The following is a 12624-nucleotide window of genomic DNA, read 5'->3' as shown; positions in this document are numbered from 1 at the left end:
GGATTCTGCGCACGTGTTCGTCCCTTCTCGATGTGTTCACAGCACGTCGCCGAGCACGGCGACGATCACCGGCACCAGACCGGCGAGAATGAAGGCGGGGAGGAAGCAGAGGCCGAGGGGCAGCACGATCAGCACGCCCGCACGGCGCGCCGCCGCCTCGATCGCGATGGCCCGGTCGGCGCGCAGGTCGTCGGCGAGCCGGGTGAGGGCGCCCGCCAGCGCGGCCCCGCTACTGGCCGACCGGATCGCGGCGGCGCCGATCCGCTGTGCCCCCGGCACCGTCGCCAGGTGTGCCCAGGCTTCCTGCGGCCCACCGCCCAGTTGCAGCGTGCGTCCGACCCGGCCGAGCTGGTCGGCGAGCGGACCGCCCAGCGCGTCCGCCACCGCGAGCACCGAGCGTTCGACCGGAGCGCCCGCCCGGAGCGCGGCGGCGAGCAGATCGGCGGCGAGCGGGAGATCGGCGACGGCCCGCAGTCGCCGGTTCCGGTCCGCCGGTGGCTCGATCCGCCGGAGCAGCCGGTCGAGCAGGAGCGCGGTGGGCAGCGCCGCCACCAGGCCGGGCCATCCCCCGACCAGTACGGCCACGGCCACGCCCGCCAGTCCGGCGGCGAGTCGTACCCGGTCGACTCGACGACCCGCCCCGGCACCGGAAACCGGTGGCGCGGCCTTCTGTCGCCCGCCGGACCTCGACGGGCTCGCGGTGCTCGCTGGTCCGGACGGGCCGTCGGCGCCGCTGCGACGGCGGGTGGCAGTCGACGGGCTCGCACCGGCCAACCGGCGCAACCGCCGCCGAGGTCGGTGCCGGCCGACCAGGACCACGGCGATCAGGACGACGCCGATCAGCACCGCCGCAGCCAGCGTGCCGTCGGTCAGGGCGGAAGCGATCGGGCGGAGCATCAGCCGGCTCCGGCGGGCGTGGCACCGAGCCGGTCCGCCCAGAGCAGTCCGATCGCCTGGAGCACGACGGCCGCGACCGCACAGGCACCACCTATCGGGGTGTGCAACAGCACCTGCAGCGGGTCGACCCCGATGCCGTAGCCGAGGGCTATGCCACCCACCGGAAGGGCGGCCAACAGCCAGGCGGTGGCGCGGGCTCCGGCGGCTTGAGCTGCCGCCGCACCCAGTCCCCGGTCCGTCGACCGGGCGTCGGCTTCGATCCGCTCCACCAGCTCGGCCAGCGGAGCACCCGTCCGGTCGGCCAGCCGCACCGCCGCCTCCGCCAACCGTCTCGGCCGATCGTCGAGTACGTCTGTTCCCCTCGTCGCTCGGCTGCCGGCACCGCTGTCGGCGCCGCGCGTGCCGTCGTCGCGGCTCGTCGCCCGCCCGTCGGGGACTCCGACCTGATCCGGTCCGCTGGAGCGCAGGGCCGCCACAGCCACCGGAACCGGCAGTCCGGCCCGGAGGTCGGCGGCGAGGGCACAGAGTTGGTCCAGCCGCTCCCGCTGCGCCTGTGCCGCCCGTGCCGTCGCGCGACCGCGCAGCAGGGCCCGTACGCCCACGGCCCCATACCCGGCCAGCGCGACCGCCGCCACCGGACCGCCGAGCAGTCCACCCACCGTCGCGCCGAGCAGCATGATCAGCAACAGGGCTCTCGCGTGTGGCATCCCGGCCAGCCGAGCGTTCGGGAGGTGGCCCGCCCGATGCTCCTGGCGCTCGCTCGCCCGGTGCGGGGCAGGCGTCGCGTCCAGCGTCGGCGCGGACCCGTCCTCCGGGATCGTCGGCGCGTCGGGCGGACGCTGCTTCGCTCCGGCCGTCGCCACGAGCGGCGTCACGCCTGGTCGCGTGACCGGCGGTGGTGTGGTGGTAAGGCCGCCGCGAATCGGTCGACGCGCGTCACCGCGCCCCGGCGGGTGCGAGCCCGCCGTCGAGTTCGGCGAGGTAGGACGCGTCGTCGCAGGTCGCAGATCGGCCAGCGGCGGGACCACACAGGACTGGGTCGGCTCGCCCACCGACCGCAGCGTGGCCACCCACTCGATCAGCGGATCATCGGCCCGGTCGTCGCGCGACCGGCCCGGGAACACCCGGGTACGGACCGGCCGGATCACGACCACACCGAGCCCGAGCAGCATCCCGGCCACCCACAGGTATCCGCCGCTCATGCCGGGCCTGCCGATCCGGGCCACGGTTCGGACAGGATCGGCGGTACAGCGACGTCCCGATTTCTGATCATGGTGCCGAGTGCCCGGCCCGCGAACCCGAGCCCGCGACCCCGGATCCAGGCGGGTACTGCGGTGACCAGCCGTTCCGGTCCCTCCGGCAGGAGCAGGCAGACCGACTCCAGCAGCCGCCCCTGCGGCGTACGACGGATCTGGAACACCACCTGCAGGGCCGCTGCCACCTGGGCGTGCAGCGCCGGACGGGGCAGCCCGCCGAGCAATCCCAGCGCCTCCAACCGGGCCGGTACGTCCGACGGGGTGTTGGCGTGCAGTGTTCCCGCGCCGCCGTCGTGACCCGTGTTGAGTGCGGCGAGCAGGTCCACCACCTCGCCGCCCCGGCACTCGCCGACGACCAGCCGATCGGGCCGCATCCGCAGCGCCTGCCGCACGAGCTCGCTCAGACCGACCGCGCCGGAGCCCTCCACGTTGGCGGTACGGGCTTGCAAGCCCACCACGTGCGGGTGCACCGGCCGAAGCTCTGCGGCGTCCTCGACAAGCACGATCCGTTCGGTGGTCGGCACCAGCGAGAGCAGCGTGTTCAACAGGGTCGTCTTGCCGGACCCGGTGCCCCCGATCACCAGGTACGCGAGGCGGGCCGCCACCACGGCGGCGAGCACCGGCGCGACCGGCCGGGCCACCGCACCCTGCTCGACCAACTCGTCCAGGGTGAACGGCCGCTGCCGGAACGTGCGCAACGACAGGTACGGCCCGTCGGTCGCCACCGGCGGCAGCACGGCGTGCATCCGGGTGCCGTCGGACAGTCGGGCGTCGACGCACGGCGCACCGTCGTCGAGGCGACGACCGGCTCCGGCAGCGAGCCGCTGCGCCAGCCGGCGTACGTCGTCCACGGTGCCCACCGGCACCGGGACCTGCTGCAGCCCCTGACCTCGGTCGACCCACACCCGTACGCCGTTGACCAGTACGTCCGTCACCTCCGGATCGACCAACAGCGGGGCGAGCGGGCCAGCGCCCACCAGGTCGTCGCGTACCCGGTCGGCCATCCGCAGCAGGGCGGTGTCCCCGAGCACGGCGGCGTCGGGCTCGGCGCGTACCGCGGAGACGATCGCGGCCGGGGTGACCGGCGTGGTGGCGGCGGCGATCCGCTGCCGTACCCGGGCGGCGAGGCTCTCCCCGCTCACGCCGCACCCGCCGTGGCGCTCCGGCCGGTCAGGTCGGTGACGATCCGCTGGCAGAGGTCGGCCAGCGGCCCGCGCCCGGTGGCCGCCGGCGCCTCACCCCGCTCCAGGCCCCGGCACAGGCCCGGCTCCGGCCGCAGACTGCCGGCGAGCGGCAACCCGAGCGCCTTGGCCAGCTCGGTCGCCCGCAACCGGCCAGGGGCCGGGCCACGCACGACGACCGACAGGTCGTGGCAGTGCGGACCGGCCATCGCCACCACCCGTGCCGCCGCAGCCGTCGCCCGCAACTCGGCGGGCACGACCACGAAGACCCGGTCGGCGGCCTGGAGCGCGGTGACCGCCGCGTCGTCGAGATACCGAGGCAGGTCGACCACCACGAAGTCCCGGCCGCGTCGGGCCGCGTCCAGCGTGGCCGCCATCGCCTCGGCCGGCACCGCGACCAGGTCACCGCGATCCCAGGAGAGGACCACCAGATCACCCCGACTGGGCAACGCCCGCACCAGGGCGGGGGCGTCCACCCGACCGTCCGCCCCGGTCAGTGCCGGCCAACGGAGGCCCTCCAACTGCTCCCAGCCCAGCACCAGGTCGAGGCCGCCGCCGAGCGGATCGGCGTCGAGCAGCAGGGTCCGCAGCCGGCTACGGGCGGCGGTGACCGCGAGCCCACCGGCCAGGATGCTGGCCCCGGCCCCACCTCGGCCGCCCAGGACGGCGACCACCCGGCCACCCGGCGCGTCCCCGACACCGCTGTCGGCGAACCGGTCGACCAGCCACGGCTCGGCGGCCGGCAACACCGCGACGTGCTCGGCACCGAGCAGGTCCGCGACCTGCCAGCTCGACTCGACCTCCCCGCCCCGGCCCACCAGGACCAGTCGCGAGCGTCGCGGCAGCCGGGCCCGAAGGCAGGGCTGCGCCTGATCGCTGCCGACGATCACCAGCGGGGCGGACCGCCAGCGGGTCCGGGCAGCCGCCGGGTCGGCGGCGACCTCCACCTCGACACCTCCGGCGGCGGCGAGCCGCAGCAGGTCGTCGAGCAGGTCACCGTCGCCGGTCACGACCAGCGGCGGAGGCGGGTGCGGCGGGACGGAGGTACGGGCGGGCATCGTGGCCTCCAGCGATCGGCACGGGTTGGCTGTGCCGAACCCTGCCGCCCGAAGCAGTCTCGACGCCGCCCCGTGGGGCCGACCTGTGGACAACCAGGTCTCCTGTGGACAACGCCCATAGTCAGAGTCGATCTGCTATGTGGACGATCGCGCATCGCGTCCAAATCGCCTTCGAGCGGCCATAGCGGGACGTCATGGAAAGCACGCATAATCGACGGTCTGCGCCGTCGGCGGGACGGCATCCCTCGCTGGATCGAGGTCATGAAGCAGTCGCCAGATCACGAGCAACCCCGCGTCGAGCCGAGACTCCGGGTCGGCCCCTGGCTGTTCGACCCACGCTCCCACGCCGCGCCACCCACCCGACCGGAGTTGCCCGCGAGCCCGACACGGCTCGCGTTGCCGGCCGCACCGGTCACCCGCAACGGTGATCCATGGACACCGCTGACCGTCGCGTCCGAACCCGTCGTCGTCCCCGCCGAGCCGGCACGCCACGGCACCGGCCGGACGAGCCACCGGCTCCTGCTGGCCGGGGTCGCCACCGCCGTACTGGGACTGATGCTCACCCTGCTCTGGCCCACGCCGGAGGCCCCGACGACCGCCGCGCCGGAGCGGCCCTCCGGCTGGGTCGCACCGCAGCCGCCGGTCCCGGCCGGGACCTCGCAGCGCCCCTCCGCCACCGGCACCACCACGCCGTCGGCCTCGTCCTCCGTCGGCGGAGTCTCCTCCACCCGACCCCTGCCGCCCACCACGGCGTCCGCACCGACCCGGTCGCCGTCGACGTCGGCCCCACGGACCGATCCACCCCGCACCCCGGGTACGCCGACAAGCCGACCGACGTCCGCACCGAGCCGCCCGCCGAGCCCTCCACCGACCACCCGGCCACCCGAGCCGCAACCTCAACGGCTCGCCCCGTTGCCCGGCGGACACGAACGGTGGCTGCGCTCGGTCGGCGGCGGCCCCGAGACCAGCATCGAGTTCGTCAACTCCACCAACCGGACGGTGACCGTGCACTGGCTGGACCACCAGGGACAGCGCAGGCAGTACCGAGTCCTGGAACCGAACACGTCGTACCGGCAGCACACGTACGTCGGGCACCCCTGGGTCGTCACCGACCGACGCGGCCGGGCCCTGGCCTGTTTCGAGCCGGCTCGTACGCCCGGCCGCGCGGTGATCGGCTAGCCGCGAAAGCGCTCCCGCAAAAGGGACGACCCCCGTCGGGGGGATGCGGTCTCAAGTTGTCGGCCGCTGCCAGTTGGTGGCAGTCCACGTCGGCGAGCATGTGCCGGGCGTCGTTGGATCACGTTTGGAGTCGGCCCGCGTTGGCGCTCGCGCTGCCTTCTTGCTGCCTGCTGCCTGACGTCTTGCTGTGTCAACGTTGCTGCTGACAGCCGGTCCGTCAGCGCCCCGTTGAACCTTCACGAAGGGAAGCAAACGGACATCGCCGATCCCGAGCCGATCACTGCCCGCTAGCGGGCCCTTAGCTGTTAACATCCCAGCTCGTGCGGCCTCGTTCGAGGCGCTTGCTATGTCGCTCCGATCGGGTTGGACCAAGATTTCGATCACGATCCGTACACCGCCTGCTGACATGAAGGCCCCCAGAACGCACCTTCCGCGTAGGGCTGTTAGCGCTCGACAGGAGCTTCTTGCTCACCTTCCTGCTAACCTTCCTGCTAACCAACGATGAGCAGGACTATGCCTGGAAGGCCTGCGGTGAATGCTGAAGAACTGGCCGAGATCGTGGAGAACCTCCGCGTACTTGGAAGCGACGTAGCCGACGTCGAGGTAAAGAAGGCGCAGGGCGGCCTACCTCGAAGCGTTCGAGAGACTTTGTCCTCGTTTTCGAACACTCGCGGCGGCGTCGTTATTCTCGGCTTAGACGAGAGCGACGGCTTCGCAGCCACTGGCCTTAGCAATCCCGCCGCCATGGCAGCAAACTTCGCTTCTACCTGCTCCGACGAGATGGAGCCGCCGGTCCGCGCATTGGTGCAGATTCACGAGTTTGAAGGCGTTCAGGTTCTGGTTGCCGAAATCCCGGAAGTCGATAGGAGCCAAAAGCCCTGCTACTACAAGGGGGCAGGATTGACGAAGGGCGCCTACGTACGAGTACATGACGGCGACCGGCAGTTATCCAGCTATGAAGTTCAGGTGATGCTGTCTTCGCGAGGCCAGCCTCTCTACGATTCTCAACCCGTGCCGGGTGCCGGGCTTGAGGCACTTGATAGAAATCTAACCGCCTTAACTATTCTTCGACTTAGAGAAAGTCGGCCGTACGCATACAGGGACCTCGACATAGAAGCTGTGCTCCGGAAAGCAAAGATTCTGGTTCTGGACAGCAACGGAGATGAGGCAGCATCACTGGCGGGCCTCTTGGCTCTAGGGAAGTACCCGCAAGAATACTTTCCCCAAATCATGCTCAGCTTCGTGCACTATCCGTCAGAATCCGGACCAAACGAAGACACCGGAACTCGTTTCCTAGACAGCGTTGCCATCGAAGGCCCAATTCCCGCTATGGTCCGTGACGCCATGAGCGTCATACGTCGCAACATGTCCCGCAGATCGATCGTAAATGGTGCCGGACGACAAGATATTTGGGAGTATCCCGAAACAGCCCTCAGGGAAGCTATTACTAATGCCCTAGTACACCGCGACCTCTCGCCGGCAGCACGCGGAACCCAAGTTCAGGTTGAGATGTTCCCCAACCGGCTGGTGATACGGAACCCTGGAGGGCTATACGGCCCAGTAACGGTCGAGAACCTTGGAGAAGAAGGCGTTTCCTCCTCGCGAAATTCGTTGCTTCTTCGAATACTTGAAGATGTGCCAATTCCCGGTGAAGAAAGAACCGTCTGCGAGAATAGAGGCTCCGGGATCCGGGCAATGGTCGGCTCATTGCGGCGAGCGGGAATGACTGCGCCAAGGTTCGACGATCGAATCTCATCTTTCGTTGTAACCTTTCCCAACCACTCCCTTCTGAACGACGAAGTAGTGCAATGGATTGCGAGCCTAGGAGAAGCCAACCTGACCGACAGTCAGTGTCTTGCACTGGCGATGCTCCACGATGGCGCGTTGCTCGATAACCCGACTTACAGGAAAGCCGCAGGGCTAGATTCCAGGGTGGCGACAATCGAGCTACAAGACCTTGTAGGGCGCGAATTAGTCGAACAGATCGGCACTCGCCGGTGGGCCCGGTACAAATTGTCTCTTCGCGTTGAAGAAGACGCCGAGCAGGGAGGCCGCCCACGTCGCAGGTCCCCCGCTGACCGCCGCCAAGAGATTTTGGACGCTCTTGGAACACAGACTCTGTCGCGCGCCGAATTGGCCGAGGCTACAGGGTTGACTGATCAGACCGTACGTCGCTGGCTGCTTGTGCTCAGGCGCGAGGGGCTGGTAGCAACGACCGAGGGCTCCGCTACCAGCAAGAACACTAAGTATCACCGTATCCCTGGTACGCAACTAGGCCAGCCCTTGCCGTTTCCAAGCTGACGAATCAGGGACGACCGTAGGCAAAGGCGCGAACATGTGGGGCAGCGATTTTATCGCCTACCCGACTGCCATTTGAACAGAAAACCCTCAAGTGGGCCGGTGGCAAGAACTCGACTCAAGTTTGCCATCCCGTCTGCCATCGACCCGCCCTCCTGGGGAGCGGGCCGCCGCCCGGCCCGCCATGTCAAGCGGACATTGACGGCTCGTACGGCCGCTGGCGGGTCGGGCGGCGGTCTGCTCGGCTTGCCCGGGTCGATGGCAGACGGGATGAAGTACCGCAACCACCCACGGACCGCCCCCGCCGACGCTGCCCCGGCCATCCTGGAGCCGGAGCGCCCCCGCCGGAGGCGCAGTAGCCGTAGCCCCTCGACCGCCGCCAGCTCGCCGACGCGGCCGGCGTCCGCTTCCCTACGCTGCGCGGGCTCGCGACCGCGCGGCCCGGCCGGCTGCCGGCGCACCACAATCCCCGGGTCAACGTTGCTTCGTGCTGCGGCGGCCCACCGGGCTTCCCGCCCTCCGCGCCAGCCGCCGGGCGTGTTGCGTGGCCGGAGTCGGAGCGCCAGCGGAGCGACGGGCGTGCGCCCTGGCGGCGGCGCGTGCGGCCCGTCAAGGGCCGCCTTGAAGACGTACAGAAACTTTGAACCACATCGCCGGTAGCCGGCCGGCCTCGTGCCGTCGCCCAGCGGACACAGGATGGTGCGGACCTCGCGCGCTCCGTACCCTGGCGGCATGGCCGACCTCGTCGATACCGCTCGGGAAGTTGCGCGGCATCTGTTGGAGACTCCGTTGCCCCGTCGGTGGAGTCACGTCCAGGCGGTGGCCGCCAAGGCGGATCGGGTCAGCGCGGCGGTACCGGTCGAGGACCGAGCGGTGCTCGTGGCGTCGGCGTGGCTGCATGACGTGGGCTACAGCCCCGACCTGGTCGACACCGGCTTTCACTCGCTCGACGGTGGCCGCTGGCTACGGCGCGAGCGGTTCAACGAGCGGATTGCCGCCTTGGTGGCTCACCACTCGTGCGCCTGGCTGGAAGCCGAAGAGCGTGGGCTTGGTGAGGTCCTGGGCGCCGAGTTCCCCCGGGAAGAGACGCCGGTGACGGATGCCCTCTGCTTCTCGGACATGACGACCGGGCCGGACGGGCAGGACTTCGAGGTGTTGGAGCGGTTGGCGGAGATTCGGTCGCGGTACGGACCGGAGCACCTGGTGACCCGGTTCATCAGCCGGGCGGAGCCGGAAATGGTCGCCGCTGTCCAGCGGACTCAGCGCAGGCTCGCCGGCAACGTCCCTCAGCCGATGTAGGGCTCCGTGCGGTCCTCGTATCCGTGGGTGATTCGGAGCAGGGTCGACGGATGGATGTCGAGTGCGTCCAGCTCGTCGCGGGCCACCCACCGGACGTCGCTTGATTCATCGCTGGGGGTCGGAGTGCCGTCGACGGGTACGGCTCGGAAGCAGAGCGAGAACTGCTGCCGGACCTCTCCGTCCGAGTACGCGATGACGTGCTCTGGGTCGGAGTAGACGCCGACCATGCCGGTCACCTCGACGCTGATGCCAGTCTCTTCGCGGGTCTCTCGGGTCGCTGTCTCGGCGACCGATTCGCCGATCTCCTGGCCACCGCCGGGCAGTGACCACAGGCCGTTGTCGGTGCGCTGGATGAGCAGCACCCGGCCGTGCTTGTCGCGGACGAAGACGGAGACGGCCACGACGATGCTGTTGGCTTCCGGCGCGTTCGGATCGTGGTAGTGCTCAGTTCTCGCCATGGCTCTAGGCTGCCACCTCACCGAGCGGCAGCGGCTTCGAGGCGGACAAGACTCGGTCGAAGCTGTCGGCGTAGGTGCCGAACAGGTCGCCGCCGTTGAGCCGCCGTAGGTGCATCACGGGCGCGTGTGGTGCCGGGAACCCGAGTACGTGCATGTTCACCAGCATCTCGTCATCGAATCGATAGATCGAGTTGTATAGCGTCGTGTCGTGGTAGAGCACCTTCACCCCGGGCGCATCGTCGAGCCGCTTGTAGGACTGCTGCACCTGACGAATCTTCGCGGCCATCACGCCGGGCGCACCCTCCTCGACGCTTCTCCATTCGATCGCGGCGCTGGTCGGGTCACCGAGCAGGATCGTCACCGCGACACCGTCAACACCCTTTTGACGCAGGATGTCGACAAGCCTCGGGTCCTGCTCCAACAGGAAAAGGCCAGCGTAGGCCAGGACGTCGACCCGCTTCTCGGCTCGCTCGATCAGCCGTCGCCACAGGTCGTACGGCACGGCGGACCGCCGGGAGTAGAGCTGGACCATCTCGCTCTGCCCGATCTTCGACGCCTTCTCCGGGGTCACCGCGTCCGGCCACAGGTACGGCACGTCTTCGCGCACCATGGCCGCGATCGCATGCCGGTGCCGGGGATACGGCGTCCGGTCCTGCGTGATCCACCGTTCGACGGTCTTCGGGTCCACCCCGATCCGCTCCGCCACAACGACAGGCGTCAGGCCGTTGCGCAGGATGGCATCGCGTAGCCGGTCGTTCGGCATCCGACCCTCCTCAAGGGACGACTAGGGACAACTAGACGATAGTCGAGACGTCCCATAGTCGTCCAGCCCTCGGGATGGGGCGTCCTCGCAGATTCGGGAGTCTTGACCTCAGAGGCCACGAGCAAGAGTCCACCGGGGACAAGCTCAATTTCTGGCCCGAGACACAGGAGGTCTGTTGTGAAGCTGTACGTGGACACCCAGAGCAAGCAGGTCCAGGTGACGAAGGACCCCGAGCCGAAGAACGACCAGAACGGCAATCAGCGGTCGGAGAAGAACACCGGCCGGCTCATGTGGTCCACCCAGGTCTTCGTACTCGACGAGACCGGCGGCGAGATCATCACCATCACCACGGCGGGTGAGAAGCCGAGCGTGATGGTGGGACAGCTCGTCGCTGTCGAGCAGTTGGAGGCCATTCCGTGGGCGACCAACGGGCGTAACGGCGTCGCGTTCCGCGCCATCTCGCTGAAGCCGAAGGCTGGTAACTCGGCGGCTAAGTAGTTCTTCGCTCACCGCGCTGTGTGAGCCTCTGGTGTCTGATGCACGAAGCGGCCTGATGGTCCGCTGAACTGATCCATCTTCGGTCCGGGAGCGTTTCTGGCTCCTATTCTCCCGGCCCTGGCAACCCGTGGTTGCCCTCTCGATATGGCGCGGGGTCGGTACTGGCTCCTACACCTGCCGACCTCGCCTGCCATTCCAACCCGTTCACCCACAATCGTTGGGAGTGGTTGTCGTGCTCGTTTCCGCCATCGTCTTCGCCGTTGTCGCGGCGACTCTCTACGCCGGCCACCAGGTGGCCGACCACGTCTTCGGCCAGTCTGACAAGCAAGCCGCCCACAAGGCTGCTCCCGGCTGGGACGGCTGGCGTCACCTGTTGGGCCACGTCGTGGCCTATCACCTCGTGGTGGTGGTCATGTTGACCGTCGCCATCGTCGCGCTTGGTCTGCCCGTCACCGTCGTCGGGCTCATCGCCGGAGTCGGCTTCTCCGCCGTCTCACACGCATTCCTCGACCGGCGTTGGCCGGTGCGGTGGCTGCTCATCCTCACCGGTAGCCGGGATTTCGCCGACCGACAGGCCCCGATCTGCGGCATGTACCTGGCGGATCAGTCTCTGCACGCGGCTTGCCTGTGGGTATCCGCGCTGCTCATCGCCTGTTTGTAGGCGCAAGGGTCGCTACGCGGCCTGAGTGATTTCGAGCCCGGGGCCGGTACTGGCTCCTACACCTGCCGACCCCGTGCTCTCCAACCCATCCAGCCCAATCGCTTGGGAGGACGTGTCGTGTCCAAGTCTAGCCCTCGCCGCTCGTTCGGCCGGAAGTCAACCGGAACCGTGACAGTAATCGAGGCGAAGGTTCACCGGTCCTCGGCTCGGAACGCCCGAATGGCGTTCATCCTCGCTGCGGTCATCATCGGCGTACTCGGTGCCGTGGTGGCCGCTTCCTACGTACACCCCATCATCGCGCTGTTCATCGGCGCGGCCATCGGCGTCCCGTGCGGCGCGCTGGCCTGGCTCCTGGTCCGCATCTGGCCGGTCCTGCGGCTGCTGTGGTGGTGGACCCCCGAAATCGTCCTTGCCGTCGCTCTGCTGACGGCGTGGGTGCAGCTCGCCACCCACACCCCGACCATCGTCACCCTGGCCGTCGTCGCGGTCGTCCTCGGCGTTCCGGCCGCCGTTCCCACCGTTCGACGCCAGGTCGTCGCCTGGGTGTGGTGCCTTGCCGTACGCCACCGGCTGCGGGTCTGCTTCGCACAGTTCATCATCGCCAACCAGTCGGGGTCACTCCCGCTGATCCTCTGGGCCAAGCCGACCCCGGTCGGCGAACGGGTCTGGGTCTACCTGCGGCCCGGCCTGTCCCTGGCGGACCTGGAAGGCCGCCTCGACAAGATCGCCGTCACCTGCCACGCCTCGTCCGTCCTGGTCGAGCGCGCCTCCGACGGAAACGCCGCGTACCTGCGGTTCGACGTCAAGCGCCGTGAGGTGCTCACCGCAACCGTCACGTCCCCGCTGGCCGACGTCATCACTCCCGACGCTCCGGCCACCGACCGACCGACGCCGGTCATCCCCACCGCCCTGGACCTGCCCGACGTCCAGGCACCCACGGTCACCCTGCCCATCCAACCCAAAAAGTCGGCCGCCACGTCGGCCAACGGCAGCAAGCCGGCCCCTGCGCCGTCGTCGGACGCCGACGACGTCTCCGACTGGATCTGACCCCGCAACCCATCCCGGACGCGGGGAGC

The 12624-nt window shown here is 69.1% G+C and carries 12 protein-coding genes; 6 read left to right on the top strand and 6 right to left on the bottom strand.

The window, feature by feature from the left end:
* Positions 1-36: 36 nt before the first annotated feature.
* The 4 genes from ACWDVW_RS09080 to ssd are packed head-to-tail and all read right to left on the bottom strand — an operon-like array spanning position 37 to position 4344.
* Positions 37-873 (bottom strand): type II secretion system F family protein, encoded by an 837-nt coding sequence (locus tag ACWDVW_RS09080; protein WP_449946533.1) that lies wholly within the window; start codon positions 871-873, stop codon positions 37-39.
* A 23-nt stretch (positions 874-896) separates the two neighbouring features.
* Positions 897-2099, bottom strand: a complete 1203-nt coding sequence (locus tag ACWDVW_RS09075; protein ID WP_449946290.1) for a type II secretion system F family protein — start codon at positions 2097-2099, stop codon at positions 897-899.
* Positions 2096-3295: a TadA family conjugal transfer-associated ATPase gene (locus tag ACWDVW_RS09070; RefSeq protein WP_449946288.1), complete on the bottom strand. Its 1200-nt coding sequence runs from the start codon at positions 3293-3295 to the stop codon at positions 2096-2098. The genes ACWDVW_RS09075 and ACWDVW_RS09070 overlap by 4 nt, the downstream gene beginning before the upstream one ends.
* A complete protein-coding gene (ssd, locus tag ACWDVW_RS09065) occupies positions 3292-4344 on the bottom strand; it encodes a septum site-determining protein Ssd (RefSeq protein WP_449946531.1) in 1053 nt (350 codons plus the stop codon). Before ssd ends, ACWDVW_RS09070 begins: the two co-directional genes overlap by 4 nt.
* Positions 4345-4653: 309 nt before the next feature.
* Here ssd and ACWDVW_RS09060 point away from each other — a divergent pair, with 309 nt between their 5' ends.
* From ACWDVW_RS09060 to ACWDVW_RS09050, 3 genes are all read left to right on the top strand, one after another.
* Positions 4654-5571 (top strand): VHL beta domain-containing protein, encoded by a 918-nt coding sequence (locus ACWDVW_RS09060; protein WP_449946286.1) that lies wholly within the window; start codon positions 4654-4656, stop codon positions 5569-5571.
* Between the two features lie 531 nt (positions 5572-6102).
* The gene (locus ACWDVW_RS09055; protein ID WP_449946284.1) at positions 6103-7872 is read left to right on the top strand and encodes an ATP-binding protein; all 1770 of its coding nucleotides are present in this window, start codon (positions 6103-6105) and stop codon (positions 7870-7872) included.
* A 729-nt stretch (positions 7873-8601) separates the two neighbouring features.
* Positions 8602-9168, top strand: a complete 567-nt coding sequence (locus ACWDVW_RS09050) for an HD domain-containing protein (protein ID WP_449946283.1) — start codon at positions 8602-8604, stop codon at positions 9166-9168.
* On the opposite strand, the gene ACWDVW_RS09045 is transcribed toward ACWDVW_RS09050, so the two are convergent.
* Both ACWDVW_RS09045 and ACWDVW_RS09040 read right to left on the bottom strand, forming a co-directional pair.
* The gene (locus ACWDVW_RS09045) at positions 9156-9626 is read right to left on the bottom strand and encodes an NUDIX hydrolase (RefSeq protein ID WP_449946282.1); all 471 of its coding nucleotides are present in this window, start codon (positions 9624-9626) and stop codon (positions 9156-9158) included. The two genes, ACWDVW_RS09050 and ACWDVW_RS09045, sit on opposite strands and share 13 nt — an antisense overlap.
* A 4-nt stretch (positions 9627-9630) precedes the next feature.
* On the bottom strand, positions 9631-10389 hold the full coding sequence (locus tag ACWDVW_RS09040; protein ID WP_449946280.1) for an XRE family transcriptional regulator: 759 nt from the start codon (positions 10387-10389) through the stop codon (positions 9631-9633).
* A 177-nt stretch (positions 10390-10566) separates the two neighbouring features.
* Between ACWDVW_RS09040 and ACWDVW_RS09035 the strand changes: the two genes are divergently transcribed.
* The 3 genes from ACWDVW_RS09035 to ACWDVW_RS09025 all read left to right on the top strand — a co-directional run bounded on the left by ACWDVW_RS09035 (position 10567) and on the right by ACWDVW_RS09025 (position 12595).
* Positions 10567-10887: a hypothetical protein gene (locus ACWDVW_RS09035; RefSeq protein WP_111244787.1), complete on the top strand. Its 321-nt coding sequence runs from the start codon at positions 10567-10569 to the stop codon at positions 10885-10887.
* A 223-nt stretch (positions 10888-11110) separates the two neighbouring features.
* A complete protein-coding gene (locus tag ACWDVW_RS09030) occupies positions 11111-11548 on the top strand; it encodes a DUF3307 domain-containing protein (protein WP_396692128.1) in 438 nt (145 codons plus the stop codon).
* A gap of 168 nt (positions 11549-11716) precedes the next feature.
* Positions 11717-12595 carry a hypothetical protein gene (locus ACWDVW_RS09025; RefSeq protein ID WP_449946277.1) on the top strand — a complete coding sequence of 293 codons (879 nt, stop codon included), beginning with the start codon at positions 11717-11719 and terminating at the stop codon, positions 12593-12595.
* Positions 12596-12624: the final 29 nt, after the last annotated feature.

The organism is Micromonospora sp. NPDC003241 (assembly GCF_053589795.1).
This window is presented reverse-complemented; position numbering and strand designations above follow the sequence as displayed.

Bases quoted from the DNA above. Each gene is read 5' to 3' on its own strand.
- ACWDVW_RS09075 (WP_449946290.1), bottom strand. From the start codon at position 2,099: ATGAGCGGCGGATACCTGTGGGTGGCCGGGATGCTGCTCGGGCTCGGT.
- ACWDVW_RS09060 (WP_449946286.1), top strand. From the start codon at position 4,654: ATGAAGCAGTCGCCAGATCACGAGCAACCCCGCGTCGAGCCGAGACTC.
- ACWDVW_RS09050 (WP_449946283.1), top strand. From the start codon at position 8,602: ATGGCCGACCTCGTCGATACCGCTCGGGAAGTTGCGCGGCATCTGTTG.
- ACWDVW_RS09045 (WP_449946282.1), bottom strand. From the start codon at position 9,626: ATGGCGAGAACTGAGCACTACCACGATCCGAACGCGCCGGAAGCCAAC.
- ACWDVW_RS09040 (WP_449946280.1), bottom strand. From the start codon at position 10,389: ATGCCGAACGACCGGCTACGCGATGCCATCCTGCGCAACGGCCTGACG.